The organism is Arthrobacter sp. AOP29-A2-19, assembly GCF_058138025.1.
Window position 1 is genome coordinate 2,697,261 of record NZ_CM176894.1, and the last position, 19,366, is coordinate 2,716,626.

18 protein-coding genes are annotated in these 19,366 nt (G+C 70.8%); 13 read left to right on the forward strand and 5 right to left on the reverse strand.

Features of this window, described 5'->3' with window-relative positions:
• Positions 1–123 precede the first annotated feature (123 nt).
• The 6 genes from AC3ZJJ_RS12435 (at position 124) to AC3ZJJ_RS12460 (ending at position 6,990) form a co-directional block, all read left to right on the forward strand.
• Positions 124–999 carry an Fpg/Nei family DNA glycosylase gene (locus AC3ZJJ_RS12435; RefSeq protein WP_489892125.1) on the forward strand — a complete coding sequence of 292 codons (876 nt, stop codon included), beginning with the start codon at positions 124–126 and terminating at the stop codon, positions 997–999.
• Positions 1,000–1,097: 98 nt separating this feature from the next.
• On the forward strand, positions 1,098–1,307 hold the full coding sequence (locus tag AC3ZJJ_RS12440; protein ID WP_489892126.1) for a dodecin: 210 nt from the start codon (positions 1,098–1,100) through the stop codon (positions 1,305–1,307).
• A 94-nt stretch (positions 1,308–1,401) separates the two neighbouring features.
• Entirely contained in the window at positions 1,402–3,792 is a 2,391-nt protein-coding gene (locus AC3ZJJ_RS12445; protein ID WP_489892127.1) for an ATP-binding cassette domain-containing protein, read from the forward strand.
• Between the two features lie 93 nt (positions 3,793–3,885).
• On the forward strand, positions 3,886–4,821 hold the full coding sequence (locus AC3ZJJ_RS12450; protein ID WP_489895835.1) for a pseudouridine synthase: 936 nt from the start codon (positions 3,886–3,888) through the stop codon (positions 4,819–4,821).
• Positions 4,818–5,429, forward strand: coding sequence for a DedA family protein (locus tag AC3ZJJ_RS12455; RefSeq protein ID WP_489892128.1), 612 nt, complete (start codon positions 4,818–4,820; stop codon positions 5,427–5,429). The genes AC3ZJJ_RS12450 and AC3ZJJ_RS12455 overlap by 4 nt, the downstream gene beginning before the upstream one ends.
• A complete protein-coding gene (locus AC3ZJJ_RS12460; RefSeq protein ID WP_489892129.1) occupies positions 5,422–6,990 on the forward strand; it encodes a TspO-related membrane protein in 1,569 nt (522 codons plus the stop codon). The genes AC3ZJJ_RS12455 and AC3ZJJ_RS12460 overlap by 8 nt, the downstream gene beginning before the upstream one ends.
• 4 nt (positions 6,991–6,994) lie before the next feature.
• On the opposite strand, the gene AC3ZJJ_RS12465 is transcribed toward AC3ZJJ_RS12460, so the two are convergent.
• Entirely contained in the window at positions 6,995–7,300 is a 306-nt protein-coding gene (locus tag AC3ZJJ_RS12465; protein ID WP_489892130.1) for a hypothetical protein, read from the reverse strand.
• A 28-nt stretch (positions 7,301–7,328) separates the two neighbouring features.
• On the opposite strand from AC3ZJJ_RS12465, the gene AC3ZJJ_RS12470 reads away from it, so the two are divergent.
• Positions 7,329–8,171 carry a DUF1684 domain-containing protein gene (locus tag AC3ZJJ_RS12470; protein WP_489892131.1) on the forward strand — a complete coding sequence of 281 codons (843 nt, stop codon included), beginning with the start codon at positions 7,329–7,331 and terminating at the stop codon, positions 8,169–8,171.
• Here AC3ZJJ_RS12470 and AC3ZJJ_RS12475 read toward each other — a convergent pair.
• Positions 8,168–9,346, reverse strand: a complete 1,179-nt coding sequence (locus tag AC3ZJJ_RS12475; protein WP_489895837.1) for an acyl-CoA dehydrogenase family protein — start codon at positions 9,344–9,346, stop codon at positions 8,168–8,170. The genes AC3ZJJ_RS12470 and AC3ZJJ_RS12475 overlap by 4 nt on opposite strands.
• 92 nt (positions 9,347–9,438) lie before the next feature.
• Positions 9,439–10,218: an SDR family NAD(P)-dependent oxidoreductase gene (locus tag AC3ZJJ_RS12480; RefSeq protein WP_489892132.1), complete on the reverse strand. Its 780-nt coding sequence runs from the start codon at positions 10,216–10,218 to the stop codon at positions 9,439–9,441.
• A gap of 210 nt (positions 10,219–10,428) precedes the next feature.
• Here AC3ZJJ_RS12480 and AC3ZJJ_RS12485 point away from each other — a divergent pair, with 210 nt between their 5' ends.
• From AC3ZJJ_RS12485 to AC3ZJJ_RS12500, 4 genes are read left to right on the forward strand one after another with little or no spacing between them, the layout of a single operon-like run.
• On the forward strand, positions 10,429–11,469 hold the full coding sequence (locus tag AC3ZJJ_RS12485; protein WP_489892133.1) for an iron ABC transporter substrate-binding protein: 1,041 nt from the start codon (positions 10,429–10,431) through the stop codon (positions 11,467–11,469).
• Positions 11,470–11,503: 34 nt separating this feature from the next.
• Positions 11,504–13,225 carry an ABC transporter permease gene (locus AC3ZJJ_RS12490; protein ID WP_489892134.1) on the forward strand — a complete coding sequence of 574 codons (1,722 nt, stop codon included), beginning with the start codon at positions 11,504–11,506 and terminating at the stop codon, positions 13,223–13,225.
• Positions 13,222–14,337, forward strand: a complete 1,116-nt coding sequence (locus tag AC3ZJJ_RS12495) for an ABC transporter ATP-binding protein (protein WP_489892135.1) — start codon at positions 13,222–13,224, stop codon at positions 14,335–14,337. The genes AC3ZJJ_RS12490 and AC3ZJJ_RS12495 overlap by 4 nt, the downstream gene beginning before the upstream one ends.
• A complete protein-coding gene (locus tag AC3ZJJ_RS12500; protein WP_489892136.1) occupies positions 14,334–15,098 on the forward strand; it encodes a glutamine amidotransferase in 765 nt (254 codons plus the stop codon). Before AC3ZJJ_RS12495 ends, AC3ZJJ_RS12500 begins: the two co-directional genes overlap by 4 nt.
• Here AC3ZJJ_RS12500 and AC3ZJJ_RS12505 read toward each other — a convergent pair.
• Positions 15,095–15,718 (reverse strand): YdeI/OmpD-associated family protein, encoded by a 624-nt coding sequence (locus AC3ZJJ_RS12505; protein ID WP_489892137.1) that lies wholly within the window; start codon positions 15,716–15,718, stop codon positions 15,095–15,097. The genes AC3ZJJ_RS12500 and AC3ZJJ_RS12505 overlap by 4 nt on opposite strands.
• Positions 15,719–15,801: 83 nt before the next feature.
• Here AC3ZJJ_RS12505 and AC3ZJJ_RS12510 point away from each other — a divergent pair, with 83 nt between their 5' ends.
• Together AC3ZJJ_RS12510 and AC3ZJJ_RS12515 are read left to right on the forward strand one after the other, a co-directional pair.
• A complete protein-coding gene (locus tag AC3ZJJ_RS12510) occupies positions 15,802–16,491 on the forward strand; it encodes a VOC family protein (protein WP_489892138.1) in 690 nt (229 codons plus the stop codon).
• A 29-nt stretch (positions 16,492–16,520) separates the two neighbouring features.
• A complete protein-coding gene (locus tag AC3ZJJ_RS12515) occupies positions 16,521–17,636 on the forward strand; it encodes an NADH:flavin oxidoreductase/NADH oxidase (RefSeq protein WP_489892139.1) in 1,116 nt (371 codons plus the stop codon).
• 96 nt (positions 17,637–17,732) lie between these two features.
• Here AC3ZJJ_RS12515 and AC3ZJJ_RS12520 read toward each other — a convergent pair whose 3' ends face one another.
• Positions 17,733–19,208 carry an MDR family MFS transporter gene (locus tag AC3ZJJ_RS12520; RefSeq protein WP_489892140.1) on the reverse strand — a complete coding sequence of 492 codons (1,476 nt, stop codon included), beginning with the start codon at positions 19,206–19,208 and terminating at the stop codon, positions 17,733–17,735.
• Positions 19,209–19,366: the final 158 nt, after the last annotated feature.

The following is a 19,366-nucleotide window of genomic DNA, read 5'->3' on the forward strand; positions in this document are numbered from 1 at the left end:
AGATGTGTAAACGCTCCACGAAGATTACTCCCCCACAACACCGATAATCGTGTAAAGATGCTGTCATATGACCCGCGAGTAAGGATGTGACGTCCAGTGGCCGAGGGAGACAGAGTCCACCGCATGGCGCGGATGCTTGATGCCGCGCTAACCGGCCGTGTCCTCCAGTCCACCGACTTCCGCATTCCCCGCTATTCCGGGCTCAGCCTGGCGGGCTCCCGCGTGGGCTCCGTTGTGTCCCGCGGCAAGCACCTCCTCATCCGGACCGGGCAGCTGAGCATCCACTGCGACCTGACGGCGGACGGGCGCTGGGACGTCTACGCACCCGGCGAGCGGTGGCGATCGCCGTCCTACAAGGCGCGGTGCGTGCTGAAGAACGCGGACTTCCAGGCCATCGGATTCGAGATGGCGTTCCTGCAGGTCATCCACACGGTGGAGGAGCCCGCCGTGGTAGGCCATTTGGGACCGGACCCGCTGGGTCACTACTGGGACTCCGCGGAGGCGCTGCGGCGCCTGGCGATCAACCCGGTCCGGCCCATCGGCCCGGCGCTCGTGGACCAGCGCCTCATCGCCGGCCTCGGCAACGTCTTCCGGTCCGAGCTGCTCTTTCTGGCCCGGGTGAATCCGCACCTGCCCGTCGGCGAGGTCCGGGACCTGGCGCACGTTGTGGAGCTGGCGCACCAACTGCTGCACTCCAACAAGGACAGCGCCCGGCGCATCACCACCCCGGCGTCGCACCCCGAGCCCTACTGGGTCTACGGGCGCGGCGGCCTACCCTGCCCGCGCTGCGGCGACGACATCGTCCACGAGCGCATGGGAACGTCCATGGCCGCGCTGTCTCTCACCACGGTGTCGTCCGCCGAGGGCGTCGTGGGCTCGAGCGTGGCCACCCAGCAGCCCCGCCGGTTCGCCGACGGCTGCGACGTCGACGTGTTTTGGTGCCCCAACTGCCAGGCGCTGCCCACCAACGTCGCCGCGGCAACGACCTCGGCCCACTGAGCGGGGCGGGCGCAACGGGCCATGGACGGACCCGTCCGGCGGCGGTAGGTTGGCCGAACGGGCCACGACCAGCGGCCACCCACAGCGGAGGTATTCCCATGTCGAACCACGTTTACAGCGTCTCCGAAATCGTCGGCACGTCGCCCGAGGGCGTCGAGGCGGCCGTGACCAACGCCGTCGCCCAGGCCCACAAGACCCTCAGGAACCTCGACTGGTTCGAGGTCACGCAGGTGCGCGGCCACATCGAGGACGGGAAGGTCGCCGACTGGCAGGTGGCCATCAAGCTGGGGTTCCGCATCGAGGAGTAGCCACGCGCGGGCCGGCGCCGGGGGCGGAACTGGTTAGATGGAGCCAGACGACGACGCCGGCCGCCGGACCGGCCACTTCACGGATGGAGAGACGATGAGCACGTCCACTGGATCAGACACCCAGGCGCCCGCCCCGCACGTGGCCGACAGCCACGAACTGATCCGGGTGCAGGGTGCCCGCGTCAACAACCTCAAGGACGTGAGCGTCGAGATCCCGAAGCGCCGGCTGACGGTGTTCACCGGCGTCTCCGGTTCGGGCAAGAGCTCCCTGGTGTTCGGCACCGTCGCCGCGGAGTCCCAGCGGATGATCAACGAGACCTACAGCGCGTTCGTCCAGGGCTTTATGCCCACCCTGGCCCGGCCCGAGGTGGACCTGCTCGAGGGCCTCACCACGGCGATCCTGGTCGACCAGGAGCGGATGGGCGCGAACCCGCGCTCCACGGTCGGCACGGCGACGGACGCGAACGCCATGCTCCGCATCCTGTTCAGCCGGCTGGGCGCACCGCATGTGGGCCCGCCCACGGCGTTCTCCTTCAACGTCCCCACCCGCAAGGCGAGCGGCGTCATGAGCACCGAGAAGGGCGGCCGCGTCGAGAAGAACGTGGTGCGCGAGGCGGTCTACCTCGGCGGCATGTGTCCGCGCTGCGAGGGCATGGGAGCGGTCTCGGACTTCGACCTCACCGCCCTGTACGACGACGGCAAGTCGCTCGCCGAGGGTGCGCTGACGGTCCCCGGGTACAGCATGGACGGCTGGTACGGCCGCATCTTCAGCGGCGCCGGCTTCGACATGGACAAGCCGATCGGGCACTACACCGAGCGCGAACTGAACAACCTCCTCTACAAGGAGCCGACCAAGATCAAGGTCGACGGTGTCAACCTCACCTTCGAGGGCATCATCCCGAAGATCCAGAAGTCGATGCTTTCCAAGGACGTCGAGGCGATGCAGCCGCACATCCGCGCCTTCGTCGAGCGCGCCATCACGTTCCAGTCCTGCCCCGAGTGCGACGGCACGCGGCTGAGCCCCGAGGCCAGGTCCTCCAGGATCCAGGGGAAAAACATCGCGGACCTCTGCGCCATGCAGATCAGCGACTTGGCCGCATGGATCCGGGACCTGCGGGAGCCGTCGGTCGCGCCGCTGCTGAAGGGGCTGCGGCACCTGCTCGACTCCTTCACGGAAATCGGCCTCGGCTACCTGTCGCTGGATCGGCCGGCCGGCACGCTGTCCGGGGGCGAGGCGCAGCGCACCAAGATGATCCGCCATCTCGGCTCCTCGCTCACGGACGTCACGTACGTCTTCGACGAGCCCACCATCGGGTTGCACCCCCACGACATCGAGCGCATGAACGCGCTGCTGCTCCAGTTGCGCGACAAGGGCAACACCGTGCTGGTGGTCGAGCACAAGCCGGAGACCATCGCGATCGCCGACCACGTCGTCGACCTCGGGCCCGGGGCGGGAACGGCCGGCGGCACCATCTGCTTCGAGGGCACCGTCGACGCGCTGCGTGAAAGCGATACGATCACCGGCCGCCACCTCGACGACCGGGCGCGCCTGAAGGACGCGGCGCGCGCCTCGACCGGCGCCTTGGAGGTCCGCGGCGCCTCGACGCACAACCTCCGCGGCGTCGACGTCGACATCCCGCTCGGTGTCCTGTGTGTGGTCACGGGCGTCGCGGGCTCCGGGAAGAGCTCGCTGATCCACGGCTCGGTGGCCGGCCGCGAGGGGGTGGTGGTGATCGACCAGGGAGCGATCAAGGGCTCGCGCCGCAGCAACCCGGCAACCTACACCGGGCTGCTCGAGCCGATCCGCAAGGCGTTCGCGAAGGCCAACGGCGTCAAGCCGGCCCTGTTCAGCTCCAACTCCGAGGGCGCCTGCCCCACCTGCAACGGCGCCGGAGTCATCTTCACCGAGCTCGGTGTCATGGCCACGGTCGAGTCCACGTGCGAGGACTGCGAGGGGCGCCGGTTCCAGGCATCGGTGCTCGAGTACACGCTGGGCGGCCGGAACATTTCCGAGGTGCTCGCGATGTCCATGTCCGAGGCGGAAGCCTTCTTCGGCGCCGGGGAGGCGCGGACGCCGGCGGCCCACAAGATCCTCGACCGGCTCGTCGACGTCGGCCTCGGGTACCTCACGCTGGGCCAGCCGCTCACCACGCTGTCCGGCGGCGAGCGGCAGCGCGTGAAGCTGGCCACCCAGATGGCGGAGAAGGGCGACATCTACGTGCTCGACGAGCCGACCACCGGCCTGCACCTCGCGGACGTGGAGAACCTGTTGGGCCTGTTGGACCGGCTGGTCGACTCGGGCAAGTCCGTCATCGTGATCGAGCACCACCAGGCCGTGATGGCGCACGCCGACTGGATCATCGACCTGGGACCCGGCGCCGGCCACGACGGCGGGAAGATCGTCTTCGAGGGCACACCGGCGGATCTTGTGGCCGCCCGCTCGTCGCTGACCGGCGAGCACCTCGCCGCCTACGTCGGGGCCTGACCCGGCGGCGGGCCCGGCGGGTCGCCATGGGCGGTGCCCCCGACGGGCGCCGCACGGGTCGCCGACGGCGCGTGGGAGACTTGGACGATGGCCATGCGATCCCCCCTCCCCGTCCGCGACGGTGTCAACGCGACGCGACTGCGCCTGCCCCGGGACGGCGAATGGGACACGGTGATGGACTACGTCCTGCACCGCTTCGGCCACGTCGACCCCGACGGGATCGTGCGGCGCTTCCGGGACGGCGAGGTGGTCGGCCTCGGCGGGGTGCCCCTGGACGCCGGCACGCCGCTGGGACCGCACGAGTTCCTCTGGTACTACCGCAACCTGCCCGTCGAGGAGCCCGTCCCCTTCACCGAGGAGATCCTCCACCAGGACGCGAACCTGCTGGTCGTGGACAAGCCGCACTTCCTGCCGACGACCCCCGGCGGCCGGTTCGTCCAGGAGTCCGCCCTGGTCCGGTTGCGCAACCGCCTGGGCATCCCCGACCTGATCCCCATGCACCGCCTGGACCGCGCCACAGCCGGCGTCATCCTGTTCTCCACCAACCCGCTCACCCGCGGCGCGTACCAGACCCTGTTCGAGCGGCGCCAGATCCGCAAGGAATACGAGTGCGTCAGCGTCCTGCCGCCGGGCTTCGAGGGCCGAGGTTTCCCGGTGGTCTACCGAAACCGGATGAGCAAGGTCAAGGGCACGCTGCTCTCCGTCGTCGACGAGGGCGAGCCCAACGCCGAGAGCCGCATCGACGTGGCGCGCACCGGCACCAGTGCGGGAACCCACGCGGGAGCCGAAGTCGGCCTGTTTCGGCTGCGGCCCCACACCGGCAAGACCCACCAGCTCCGGGTCCACATGGCGGCGCTCGGCCTCGGGATCCTCAACGACCCCTTCTATCCGGTGCTCCTGGACAAGGCGCCGGACGACCATGCCCGTCCCCTACAGCTCTTGGCCCGGTCGATCGCCTTCACGGATCCGTTGACCGGTGCCGCTGCCGAGTTCCGCTCCGGCCAAAGCCTCCTCGAGCGCCCCGCGTGAACCTGGATGCCGCCCTCGCCGGCGACCTCGGCCTCTGGTATTACCCACTGATGCTGCTCCTGGTCGCGCTGGACGCACCGTTCCCGCCCCTTCCCTCGGAACTGCTGGTGCTGGGCGCCGGACCCCTGTCCGCGGAGGGCAGGCTCAGCGCGCCCGCGGCCGTTCTGACCGCCGCGGCAGGGTGCTGGATCGGCGACGTTGCCCTCTATCTGGTCTTCCGGCACGGCCTCACCGGATGGCTCGACCGCTTCGCCTGGGGCCGCTGGCTCCACCGCAACACCACGCGGCTGGTTGAGGGCGTGGGCCGGGAAACCACATATGCGGGGCTGGTCGGCGTGAGGTTCATCTCAGGCGGCCGGACCGCCTCCATGGCGGCGGCCGGGATTGCCGGCGTGCCCTTGGCCCCGTTCCTCCTGCTGAGCGGCGCCGGCGCCGTGGCCTGGGCATCGTGGATGGTCTCGCTCGGCTACCTCACCGGGTCCGCGACGGGACTCCCCGCCTGGGCCTCCGCCATGATCGGCATGGCATTGGGTACGCTTGTCGGTGTGGTTCTGGCGGGCCTGCTGGCCCTCCGCTCGCGATTGAAAGGGATGCAGGGCAATGGCTGAGACGCGAGAGGGGACCTCCGCGGCCTCGACGGCGCTCGAGAGGCTACGCGCGAGCCAACCTGCCGGACAGAAGGCCCCCGAAGCGGGCGACGCGGCCGGACCACCCGCCGACGCCAGGCGCCCGGCGGCCGTTGTCCCTCCACGTCCCAACCGTCCTCCGGCGGCACGGCACATGGCGAGCGGCCGCACCAACGTCGATGCGTCCGGATCTCCCAAACGACTCAGCGACTTCTTCGACAACATCCAACAGCCCGACTGGGCCGCTGGGCGCCAACGCCTGGCCGACGCCGTCGCGCACCAGCGGGAACTGGCGGCGGACCGTTCGCGTGAACGCGCGGCACGCCGAGAGGCGCGCGACCGGGAACGCCGGGCCAAGGAGGCGCGGGAGCACGCCGCCGCGCTCGAGCGCGCCGAGCTCCAGCGGATCGAGGACGAGCGCGCCGCCGCCGCCCGCGCCGCCAGCGAACGCGCGGAGGCCGAACGGGCCGAGACCGACCGGCGGGAGCGCGCCGAGCGCGATCTCGCGGAGCGCGCCGCCGCCGCGGAGGCCGCGTCCTCCGCGAACCTCCAGTCCCTCGTCGAGAGCGCCCGCGAGGCGATCGAGACCTCCCGCACGCACCCGGCCGAGGACGACGTGGTGGAGGAGGAGCCGCTGCCCGAGCGGCAGCCGGTGTGGGTGGAGGAGACGGACGAGGAGCCCATCTACATTCCCCCCTACAACGTCCCCTCCACGGATCCCGACCCGCCGGAGAACAAGCAGGACCTGCTGCGCCGGGCGGTCGTGTCCGTGGCCGCCGCCCTGGCCCTGGTCCTAGGCTTCCTGGGACTGGGGCGTTTCGGCGGCGCCACCGCCCACTCCGGATCCGAATCGCGGTTCGACCCCGACTTCTCGCTCTTGTCCATGGGTGTGGACTCCTTCGCGCTCTGGGGAGTGGTGTTCCTGGGACTGGGCGCCTACGCCGTGTACCAGTGGCATCCCACGCAGCGCTCATCCCTGAGGCAGCGGTCTCTCGGCTACGTGGCGGCGTCGTCCGCCCTCCTCGGAGCCCTGTGGCTGCTGGCGGCGCGCGGCGGCCTGGTGGCGACGTCGATGTGGATCGCCGCGGCCACCACCGCCGTTCTTGTCTACGGGCTGCGGCTGTTGAACCTGCGCACCGCGCGCAGCCGCACGGAACGCATGCTTGTGGACGCGCCGATCGGCCTCTACCTGGGCTGGATGCTGGTGGTCGGGCCCATGAACGTGGCCGTGTGGCTGACATCGCGCGGGATCGACCTGATCCTCCCCGCCGGCACCTGGGGCGTGGTGGCGCTTGTGGGCGCCACGTGGGCCGCGGTCTCCTTCTCCATGTCCGAACGCGGGCGCATCGTGGTGGCCATGGGCTTCGCCTGGGGACTGTTCTGGCTGATGATGGCGCGCCTGATCGGCCCTAACCACTCCGCGGCCGTGGCCATCATGGCGGGGCTGTGCGCGTTCATCACGCTGCTCGCCACGGAAAACCGCAGGTACCAGATCGGGCACGCGGAACGCCGCGCCGCCCGCGGACAGCGCACCGAATTCTAGGATCCTAGACGGGGCTCCACCTGCCGCGGATGCGCCGCAGCACCGCCAGCCTCTCGGTGACGGCGACAGACTCCACCGCCACGCGCATGCGTGCCGCCGCCTCCCGCGCGTTGCGGACCTCGTTCGCCCACTCGTCGTCGTCCACCGTGAAACGAAGCGTTATGCGCGGCACCCCGGCCACGATGTCCAACTGGTTTGCCTCGACGTGGTGCCGCTCGGCGAGGGCCGCGACGGCGGATTCCATCACGGCCTCGGGACGGTTTCCAGGGCGCAGGGCGGCGATGTTCAATTGGGCGCGGAAGGAGGGCACGGATCCACAGTAGTGGCAGACTTGGTCCATGGCAGACGACGAATCCTGGAAGCGCTGGCGCCGACTCCGCGAGCAGTCGCTGACCGCGGAATACGGCTGGTTGACCGTGACGTCCTTCCAGTGGCTCCCCCCGAAGCCCGGGCCCATCGACCTGTTCCCCGGCCGATGGAGCGCGGACGGAACCGAGGCGCGGCTGGATGCGCTGGCCGCCGACGGTATCCATGCGCACGACGCCGGTTCCGCCGCGGCGGGGGCGCCGGAACCGCTGGACGGCACCCTGGTCCGGACCTTGGCGGAGGGCGAATCGGTCAACTGGGTGCGGCATGGCTCGACCATCGTCGAGCTGGGCCTTCGGGATTCGCGCTACATGGTGCGCACCCGCGAGCGCCGGACTCCCGCCCTCGAGGCCATGGTCTCCGTCCCCACCTTCGGCCACGACCCCGCCTGGGCGCTCACCGGACGTTTCCGGCCGTACGGCGAGGCGCGGACCATTGACATCGCCAGCTACCGCGAGGACGCGCGGTTGACGACGACGGCGGTCGGCGACATCGTTTTCCGGGCCGGCGGACGCGAACACCGGCTCACCGCGGAAGACGGCGGAGCCGGGGCGCTGCTCCTGTCCTTCCACGACCTGACCAACGGCGAATCGACACCGGCTTGGAGATTCCTCCACGTGCCCCCGCCGGCGGACGACGGGACCGTCTCGCTGGACTTCAACCGGACACTGGACTATCCGTTCGCGTTCAGCCCCTTCGCCGTGTGCCCCGCGCCGATCGAGGGAAACCGCCTGGATCTGGCCGTGACGGCCGGGGAGCGGCTCCCCGCGGCCCGCCCGGTCGCGGCGTCGGGCGCGGGCGGCCGCGGGGCCTAGCCGAACGCGGAGATCCCCGTGACGGCACGGCCCACGATCAGCGAATTGATGTCGTAGGTGCCCTCGTAGGTGAAGATCGCCTCGGCGTCGGCGAAGATCTTAGCCATCCTCCGGTCCGTGACAATCCCGTTGCCGCCAAGCAGGGCCCGGCCGGTAGCCACGGTCTCGCGCATCCGGAGCGTCGTGAAGGACTTGGCCAGGGCCGCCTGCGGCATGTCCTCGCGCCCACCGGACTGCAGCGTGGCCAGCTGAGCCATCATCGCCAGCGACGCGGTGGCGTTGCCCAGCATCTGGACAAGTTGCTGCTGCACAAGTTGGAAGGATGCCAGGGGCCGCCCGAACTGCCGCCGCTCCAGCACGTAGTCGCGGGCGACGTCGAACGCCGCCAGCTGCTGTCCCACAGCCACCCAGCCCACCATGATCCGGCTGGAGCGCAACAGCTGGTTTGTGTCCGCGAACGAATCGATGCCCGGGAACCTGTCCAGTTCGGAGACCCTGACGTTCTCCAACACGATGTCCGCGTTCTGCACGGTGCGCAACGCGATCTTGTTCTCGATCCGCGTCGCGCTGAAGCCGGGCAGCGAGGTGTCCAGAACGAACCCGCGCACCTCGCGCGAGTCCGCGTCCTGCGCCCACAGCAGCATGTGGTCGCAGAAGGTCCCGTTGCCGATCCATCGCTTCCGGCCGTTCAGTACCCATTCGTCCCCGTCGCGCCGGGCCGTGGTCTCCATGCCCCGGGCGACGTCGGAGCCGTGGTCCGGCTCTGTCAGGGCAAAGGCGCCGGTGGTCCGCAGCGCGGCGGCGTCCTCCAGGTAGAGGGCCCGCTGCCGGTCCGTCCCGAAGTCGTGAAGCGACTCGACGAAAAGGTCGTGGTGGATCATAAAGAACGTCGCGAGGGAGGCGTCCGCCCGGCTGAGTTCCGCGATCACCAGGCCGTGGAACAGGTGGGAGTAGCCATGCCGGGTGGGGGTGCTGATCCCCAGCTCGCCGAGCTGGCCCAGCAGATGGTGCGGGAACTCCTCACGGTTCCACCACTGCGCCGCGTGCCGGACCACCTCCCGGTCCAGGAACTCGCGCACCTCCGCCAGCTTGAGGCGCTCGCGGGGAGACAACTGCGTCTCCACTGCCAGGAAATCGGCGTCGGGCAGTCCCGCGGAGGCCGCGGCGCGGCCCATGGGCGCACCCTCGTCCGCGTGGTCGGGACTCTCGGGGCGGCTTCGGGCGGCGGGGATCCCCGAGGCCGGGCCGTGGTGGCGGGCCACGGCGCCTACCTCGGCGCCATGCGAATGGCGCCGTCCAGCCGGATGGTTTCGCCGTTCAGCATCTGGTTGCCGACGATGTGAGCAACGAGCGCCGCATATTCGGCCGGCTTGCCCAGGCGGGCCGGATGCGGCACCTGCCGTCCGAGCGAGTCCTGCGCCTCCCGCGGCAGCCCGGCCAGCATGGGGGTCTCGAAGATGCCCGGCGCGATCGTGACGACGCGGATGAGGCTGGCCGCCAGCTCGCGTGCGATCGGCAGCGTCATGGCGGCGACGGCGCCCTTCGACGCCGCATATGCCGGCTGGCCGATCTGGCCGTCGAAGGCGGCGACGGACGCGGTGTTGACGATCACCCCGCGCTCCGCCGTGCCCGTTTCCGGATCCACGACGGGCTCCGTGGCCGCCATGGCCTCCGCCGCCAGCCGGAGCACGTTGAAGGTGCCAACGAGGTTGACCCGCACGACCCTCTCGAACGCGTCCAGCGGAAGCACGCCCTCGCGGCCAAGAACCTTTCCGGGGGTGGCAACGCCGGCACAGTTGACCGCGACGCGCAGGGGCCCGAGGGACGACGCCAGGCCGACCGCGGCGCGGACCTGGGATTCGTCCGTCACATCCGCGGCCGCGAAGCGGGCTCGTTCGCCGAGCCGGGACGCGGCGCCGGCCCCGTCCGAGGACGGTAGATCGACGATCACCACGTGCGCCCCGGCGTCGTACAGGACCTTGGCCGTGGCCGCGCCCAATCCGGACGCACCTCCCGTGACTAGGGCGGTTCCCTCGGCAATCCTCATGGTTCCTCCTGTGCCGGCGAACGGCGCTCGGTTAATGGGCACTAACTCCCATTCACTCTACTGTGACGGCAAACACACCACCACCGAGCCAAGGACAGGCGCACCTAACCGTCATATTGGATATTCGGAAATGCGGGGGTGGCGTAATTCATGCCATCCTTGGTTTCGCCGTTTCGACGTGATGCGGCGCACTTCCGAAAGGCAACACCCATGAACCTCAAGCGCTCGGCCACCGCCGCCCTTGCCCTGGCGTCCCTCCTGGGTCTCGCCGCCTGCGGCGGCGCCGCCCCCTCGACCGAAGCGTCCGGCTCCGGCTCCGACGCGGAGGGCATCACGGTCTACAACGCCCAGCACGAGACCATGACCCAGGCGTGGATCGATGCGTTCACCCAGGAGACGGGCATCGAAGTCACGGTCCGCCAGGGCAGCGACACCGAGATGAGCAACCAGATTGTCGCCGAGGGCGACGCCTCCCCCGCCGACGTCTTCATCACCGAGAACTCCCCCGCAATGACGCAGGTGGAGAACGCGGGCCTGTTCGCCGACGTCAGCGACGCGGTCAAGGAGAACATCCCCGAGGAGTTCCGCCCGTCGTCGGGCAAGTGGACTGGGGTTGCCGCGCGCTCCACCGTTCTGGTCTACAACAAGGACAACGTCTCCGAGGCCGACCTTCCCGCCTCGCTTCTGGACCTCCAGGATCCCGCGTGGGCGGGTCGCTGGGGCGCGGCGGCCGCCGGCGCCGACTTCCAGGCGATCGTCTCCGCGATGCTCGAACTCAAGGGCGAGGAGGCCACGGCCGCATGGTTGGAGGGGCTCAAGGAAGGGGCCAAGATCTACCCCAAGAACGGCGCCGCGATGAAGGCCGTCAACGTCGGCGAGGTCGACGCCGCGGTCATCTACCACTACTACTATTTCGGGGACCAGGCCAAGACGGGCGAGAACTCGGACAAGGTCGGCATGCACTACTTCCGCAACCAGGATCCGGGCGCGTTCCTGTCCGTCTCCGGCGGCGGCGTGCTGGCGTCCTCCGATCAGCAGGCGGACGCCATGAAGTTCCTGGAGTTCATCACCTCCAAGGCCGGTCAGGAGACGATGAACTCCGGGTCCGACTGGGAGTACGCGATCGGAGGCGGAGTGTCCCCGCGCGAGGGCCTGGAACCACTGGAGAAGCTGGAGGCCCCCGCCATCGACCCCGCCAAGCTCAACGGCACCAAGGTCGTCGAGCTGATGACCAACGCCGGGCTGCTGTAGATCGCGGCAGAGACCCGGGCACTACGCTTACTTTATGCAACAACCCGCGGCGGCAACCCGCCGCCCACAGCCTCGACCGGCCCGGCGCCACGCCCGACGTGCGCCGCGGCCGGTCGTTGCTGTGGCGCTGGCCACCACTGCCCTGACCCTGGTGCCGCTCGCCTTTGTTGTGGCCATGAGCGTCGCGACGGGCTGGGAGACCGCGTCGGCCTTGATCTTCCGCCCCCGCGTGGGCGAGCTCCTCTGGAACACCGTCTCCCTCGTGGCGCTGAGCGTCCCGCTGTGCGTGGTGATCGGCGTGGCGGCCGCCTGGACTGTGGAGCGCACCACCCTTCCGGCGGCGCGGGCGTTCGCCCTCCTGCTCGCGGCGCCGCTGGCCGTGCCTGCGTTCGTGAACAGCTACGCGTGGGTGTCCGTGATCCCCTCCCTGCACGGCATCGGCGGCGGTGTGCTGATCACCGTGCTGTCCTACTACCCGGTGGTCTACATCCCCGTGGCCGCCACGCTGCGCTCGATGGACCCCGCGCTGGAACAGTCCGCGGCGTCGCTGGGGTTCGGACCGTGGCGGCGGTTCTTCGCCGTCGTCCTTCCCCAACTGTGGCTGCCCCTCACCGGCGGAGCCCTCCTGGTCGCGCTGCACCAGCTGGCCGAGTTCGGCGCCTTCTCCATGATCAGGTTCAACACCTTCACGACCGCGATCATGCAGCAATACCAGTCCACCTTCAACGGTGCCGCCGCAAACTCGCTCGCGGCCGTCCTGGTCCTGATGTGTGCGCTCCTGCTGCTCACAGAGGCCTCGGTCCGCGGCAGCGCGCGCTACGCCCGCATCGGATCCGGGGTCGCCACGCGCCCCCGGCGGCTGGAGCTCGGTGGGTGCCGGATCCCGGCCGTCCTCGGGGTCCTGGCGTTCCTGGGCACCGCCCTGGGCGTCCCGCTGGGCAACATCGTGCGCTGGCTCGCCCTCGGCGGGGGCGCGGTCTGGGACTGGGAACGAATCGGGCCCTCGCTCGCCCAGACACTGGGGTACGGGCTTGCCGGCGCCGCCATCACCACCATGGCGGCGTTCCCGATCGCCTGGTTGGCCGTGCGGCACAACGGCCGCCTCACGCGCCTGCTCGAGGCCTGCAACTACGTCACGTCCTCGCTCCCCGGAATCGTCGTGGCGCTCGCGTTCGTGACGGTCGCCGTGTCGTGGGCCCGGCCGCTGTACCAGACGGCCCCGCTGGCGGTCACCGCCTACGTCCTGCTGTTCCTCCCCCGGGCGCTCGTGAACCTCCGCGCGGGTCTGGCGCAGACGCCGCGGGAGCTCGAAGAGGCGGCACGCTCCCTGGGCCGCTCGCCGCTGCGGGCCTTCGCGTCAGTGACGCTGCCCCTGGTGGCGCCGGCCGCGCTGGGCGGGGCGGCACTGGTGTTCCTGGGGATCGCGAACGAACTCACCGCCACGCTCCTGCTGGCCCCCAACGGTGTCCGCACCCTCGCGACGTCGTTCTGGTCGCTCACCAACGAGATCGACTACACCGGCGCCGCGCCCTACGCGCTGCTGCTGGTGGTCCTGTCGCTCCCCATGACCTACCTGCTCTACGCCCAGTCGAACCGCTCGCTGGCCGGCCGCGCGCCCGCCCGCCCCGCGCCGGTTGGCGCCGCTTCGCCAGCCTCCCCTCCCCCATGGGAATCCGCCCGGCCCGTGCCCGGCGGGACCGCGGCGGCGGCTGCCGCCCGCCGCGACACCAAGACAACCCCTGGAGTCCTTCAGTGACCACCTCTCCCACTCTCGCCGGCCCGGGGGCCCCGGACAACCACGTCCGCATCCGCGGCGTGCGCAAGTCCTTCGGTTCCACCCAGGTTCTGCGCGGGATCGACCTCGACGTCCAGCGCGGGGTGACCACCGCCGTCGTCGGGCCCTCCGGCTCGGGCAAGACAACGCTCCTGCGCATGATCGCTGGATTCGAGTCGCCGGACTCCGGCACCGTGGAACTCAACGGCGGGCTGGTGGCCGACGGCGGGCTGCTGGTTCCGGCGCATCGGCGCAACGTGGGATACGTGGCGCAGGACGGCGCCCTCTTCCCGCACCTCGACGTCGGCGAGAACGTTGCGTTCGGCCTGGACCGCAAGCGGTACCGCGGGACCGCGTCCAGGGACCGGGTCGCGGAACTGCTCGACATGGTCTCGCTGGGTCCCGAATACGCCCAAAGGCGACCGGACCAGCTCTCCGGCGGCCAGCAGCAGCGCGTGGCGCTGGCCCGGGCGCTGGCCCGCGAGCCGGAGCTGATGCTGCTCGACGAGCCGTTCTCCGCGCTCGACGCCGGCCTGCGCGTGGCCACGCGGAAGGCGGTCGCCCAGACGCTGGCCGCCGCGCGCGTCACCACCATCCTGGTCACGCACGACCAGTCCGAGGCCCTGTCCTTCGCGGACCAGGTGGCCATCATGCGCGACGGCGTGCTGGCCCAGGTCGGCGCCCCGTTCGTGGTCTACACCAGGCCAATCGATCTGGCCACGGCCGAGTTCCTGGGAGACGCGGTCATCCTCGACGCGGACCTCCAGGGGTCGCTGGCCACGTGCGCGCTGGGACACATCCCGGTCCGCCTGCCCCCGGGCCAGGGGGCGATGAAGCTGTTGCTCAGGCCGGAACAGATTCGCATCAGCGGCAGCGGCGACATCCACGGCACCATCGTGGAAACGGACTATTTTGGGCCCGAGGTCACGGTGAAGATCCTGCTGGACGCCCGCGCGGGACACGCCGGTACGCCGCAGACCATCAGCATTCGGCACTGGAACGCGGGACTGGCGCGGCCCGGGGCCCAGGTCTATCTCCGTGTGGTGGGCGAGGGCGTGGCCTTCCCCGTGTCCGGAAACGGGGCGCGGGCGTGAAACCGTTCCTGCTGCTGTCCACCCGGCCCGAGGACGACGCGGCCGAGGACGAGGTGCGCGGCTTCCTCGAGCTCGCCGGCTTGGACGCCGACCGCCTGGAGGTGGTCCGGCTGGACCACGGCTCCCTGCCCGAACCGCTGCTGGCGGAGGACCCGCGGGACCGCGTCGCCGCGCTGGACGCGTACGCGGGCATCATGGTCGGGGGAAGCCCGTTCAACGCGTCGGACCCGCGCGCGTCCAAGTCCGCCACGCAGCTGCGCGTCGAGTCGGAGCTGGCCCTCCTCCTCGACGTCGTCGTCGAACGCGACTTCCCGTTTCTCGGCGCCTGCTACGGCGTCGGGACCCTGGGCACCCATCAGGGCGCCCTGCTGGACCGCACCCACGGCGAGCCCGTGGGCACCACCGAGGTGACGCTCAGCGAGGCCGGACGCCGCGACCCGCTGACCGCCGGGATGCCGGAGACGTTCACGGCCTTCGTGGGGCACAAGGAGGCCGTCGCGTCGCTGCCGGAGCACGCGGTGCTGCTGGCGGGATCCCCGACCTGCCCCGTGCAGATGTTCCGGTTCGGGGACAACCTCTATGCCACGCAGTTCCACCCCGAGCTCGACGCCCGGGGACTGGCCACGCGCATCGAGATCTACAAGGACGCCGGCTACTTCCCGCCGTCGGACGCCGCCGCCCTCACCGAACTCGCCTACGGCGCCGACGTCCGCTGGCCCGGAGCGATCCTGCGCAACTTCGTCGCGCGCTATGGCGGCTAGGCCCCCGTACGCCCCCGGCGCGTCGGCGCCACCTCGAACCCGTCCTGGGCGTAGGGCGCCTGCCCGCGGGCGAGCATCTCGGCGAACTCCCCCGCCTTGCGCACGCGCGTCTCCTCCCGCTTGACCGACTGGATCCTGTAGTAGATGGCGTAGCGGTTGGTGCTGTTCAGCCGCGCGTAGGCCTCCCTCGCCGCCGGGTTGGCCTCGATGGCGTCCAGGAACGCGGGGGGCGGCTCCGCCGTCGCGGCGCCCACGTAGGCGGCGTCCCAGCGGCCGTCCGCCCGGGCCGCCGCGACGGCGGCCAAGCCGGCCGGCTGCATCAGTCCGGCGTCACTCAACCGCTCCACCCGTCCCACGTTGACGGCGGACCACTTGCTGGTCTTGGTCCGCGGCGTCACGCGGACGCAGTAGCTGCCCTCGTCGCGCGGGCTGGCCTGCCCGTCGATCCACCCGAAGCACAACGCGTCCTCGACCGCCTGCGCGTAGGCGAGCGACGTCACCTCGCCACCCTTTTTGTGCAGGACCAGGCGGACGCCCGGACTGGCCGCATGGTGCTCCGCGAGCCAGGCCCGCCATGCGGCGGAATCGGGGACAAGAAGTTCGGGAAGGAGGGTGGCCATGGCCCCACTCCACCAAGTCCCGCGCCCCGTGTCCAGAGGCCGCGCGGGTGTCGCCGCGGGTCTTCCGGGGCTAGCATCGAGGCATGCTGCGACTGCGCCCCATCCACTACACGGACCACATCGACGACTGGGCACGCCTGCTGGAGGGCCTGGGACTCGTCAGGGCCCTTGATTTCGGGGACTGGCTGGAGTTCGATTCGCTCCACGGCCGCGTGGCCCTGCAGCGCGCATCGGCCGCCGACGCCGCCGGCGGCGACTCGCTGCTCGCGTTCGAGGTGGGGAACCTGGACGAGTTCGTGCGCCGCACCCGCGAGGCGGGCACCGACGTCGACATCCGCGCATCCGAGTACGGCCGCACTGCCGCCATGTCCGGGCCCGACGGGCTGGCCATGATCGCCGACGTGGAGAAGGAACGCCCCGAGCCCGCCTCGGCGGACGCGTCCGTCCACGTGATGCCCGTCTGGAGGACGCCCGACGTCGGCGGGGCCGCGCAGACACTGCGGAACCTCGGCGCGAAGACGCTGGTTCCGGGCGACGGCTGGACACAGCTCGGCGCCAAAAACGGCGGCATGGTGGGCGTCCACGCCGGGACCGCGCCCGGCGTCGCGCTCTCCTTCGAGTACGACGGCGACGCGCAACAACTCCTCGAGCGGCTCGCCTCGGCCGGATTCTCCGCGCGCCTGGACCAGGAGGCGTTCGGCCGAACCGTGAAGGTGGCGAACCCCGACGGCGGCGAGGAGATCTGGGTCAACGAATGGCCCGCCGGGGAATAGCCGCGGCGCGGCGCCCGTTGGCAACAGGCGTGCCACTACTTTTCGAACCCGCGACCCTGACCACCCCCGACGGCTCCGGACTGAGCCTGCGCAACCGCACCGCCCTTGCCCCGATGTGCCAGTATTCCGTGACCGCGAAGGACGGGATCCCCCACTCGTGGCACCTGATGCACCTTGGCGCCCGCGCGGCCGGCGGCTTCGGCATCGTCTACACGGAGGCCACGGCCGTGGTGCCGGAGGGACGCATCTCCGACCAGGACACCGGCCTCTGGAACGACGCCCAGCGCGACGCGTGGGCCCCGATCGTCGACTTCATCCATTCCCAGGGCGCCGCCGCCGGCATCCAGCTGGGCCACGCCGGCGCCAAGGCGTCCACCTACCCGTGGCTTCCGGAGGCCGCGGCATCCGGCGCCCGAGGCTCGATCCCGGCCGACGAGGGCGGCTGGGAGACGGTGGGCCCCTCGCCCACCGAGATCCACGAGCTGGCGTCGCCGCGCGGCATGACCGTGGAGGAGATCGCCGAGTCGGTGCGTTCCTGGGCCGAGGCCGCCCGGCGCGCGGACGCCGCCGGCTTCGACGTGGTGCAGCTCCACGCGGCGCACGGCTACCTGATCCACCAGTTCCTCTCCCCGCTGACCAACCAGCGCACCGACGCCTACGGCGGAAGCTTCGAGAACCGCACCCGCTACGCCCGCGAGGTCATCGCCGCGGTGCGCGAGGTGTGGCCGGAGCACAAGGCGCTGGCCATCCGGCTCTCCGGCGAGGACTGGGTCGACGGCGGCTGGCGCATCGCGGACACGGTCCGGCTGGTCCGCGAGGCGCGCGAGCTCGGCGTCACCGTCTTCGATCTTTCCAGCGGCGGCATCGGCGCCTTCCACGGCCCGTCGGGCCCCGGCTACCAGGTCCCGCTGGCCACGGCCGTGCGCGAGGCCCTGGAGGGCACCGACTCGTTCGTCACCGCGGTCGGCCTGATCCGGGACGCGGCCCACGCCGAGGACGTGTTGGCCGAGGGCCGCGCCGACGGCATCAGCATCGGGCGCGCGGCGCTCGTGCAGCCCCAGTGGCCGGCGCAGGCCGCCAAGGAGCTCGGCGTCGGCCGGGACAACAACCCGCGCGCCGACCAGTACTGGCGTGCCGACTGGTAGGTCAGGGCGGACACAGCAAACGGCAGGTGCCCCTCTTTGTTGAGAGGGGCACCTGCCGTTTGTCCGGCGCATCCCGCGCGGCGGGACGGGCCCGCCCTAGTGGGCGGGTTCCTCCGCCTTGGGCTTGCTGAGCATGGTCGAGAGCACAACGACCCCGACGCTCACGATCGCGGCGGCCAGGAAACCGTGGCGAAAGCCCTCCACCTGCGCGGCGACCGGTTCGGCGCCGGCGGCCGCGGCCACGGCCGTGGAGGAGGCCATGATGCCCACCAGCAGGGCGGTGCCCGCGGCGCCGCCGAGCTGCTGCAGCGTGCTGAGCACCGCCGAGCCGTGCGAATGAAGGTGGTGCGGCAGGGGGTTCAGGCCCGTGGTGAACGCGGGCGTGAAGAGGAACGCGAAGCTCAGCGACATCAGCAGGTGCATTCCGACCAGCATCCAGACCGGGGTCTGGGGCGTCAGCTGGGAGTAGGCGAACAACACGGCCGTGAGCAGCAGCGAGCCGGGAACCATCAGCGGGCGCGGGCCGACCCGGTCGTAGAGCCGCCCGACGAAGGGCGCCAGGAGGCCCATGAGCAGCCCGCCGGGCAGCAGCAGGAGCCCGGTCCCCAGGGTGTCCAGGCCGCGGACGTTCTGCAGGTAGATGGGCAGCAGGATGATCACGCCGAACAGGGCCACCATGGCCAGCACCATCAGGAGCAGCGACAGCGTGAACGGCCGGTAGGTGAAGGGACGCAGGTCGAGCACGGCCTGGTCGGTGCGCTGCAGCCGCAGCTGCAGGAACGTGAAGGCCGCCAGGCAGACGACCGCCACGGCGAGGGCCGCGAGCGCACCGGCGTCGGGACCCTGCGCCGCGGCGCCGTCGTGCCCGCCGCCGATCTTGCTCAGGCCGTAGACCAGGCCGCCGAACCCGGGGATGGACAGCAGGACCGAGGGAACGGAGAACGGCATGTCGCCTGCCTCGGCCGTGTTGTTCAGCCGCGGCGCGCCGATGAGCAGCGCGGCAACGGCGATCGGCAGGACCAGCAGGAACATAAAGCGCCACTCGAGGAACTGCAGGATCAGGCCGGACAGTGTGGGGCCGATCGCCGGCGCCACGGAGATCACGATGCTGACGTTGCCCATCATCGCGCCGCGGCGCGACGGGGGCACCAGGTTGAGGATGGTGGTCATCAGCAGCGGCAGCATGATGGCCGTGCCGCTGGCCTGGATCACGCGCGCGCCCAGCAGGACCTCGAAGCCGGGGGCCAGGCCCGCGAGCAGGGTTCCCACCGAGAACAGTCCCATGGCGAGCACAAAGACGGTGCGGACCGAGAAGCGCTGGAGGAGGTAGCCGGTGGTCGGGATGACGACGGCCATGGTCAACATAAAGGCCGTGGCGAGCCACTGGACGGCGTCGGCGGAGACGGAGAAGGCCACCATCAGCCGCGGCAGCGCCACGTTCATGATGGTCTCGTTGAGGATGACCACAAAGGAGGCGACCAGAAGCACGCCGATCGTGGTCCGCGAGGAGGCGGTGAGCCGGGTCGGGTCGGCAGTTGCGGCGGGTGGGCCGGGATTGCTCGTGTGCTGCACGGAAGGATCCTGTTCGCAAGGGCGCCCATGGGTGGCGGGCTTCAAAGGTATGGCGGGGAGGTGGCGGCGGGCTGCCGGGCCGGGGTGGAGCGGGGCGGCCGGGCATGGGCTTCGCGCCGCGACCATCTAGCGTAACCCGTCGGGGCGCCACGGTATTC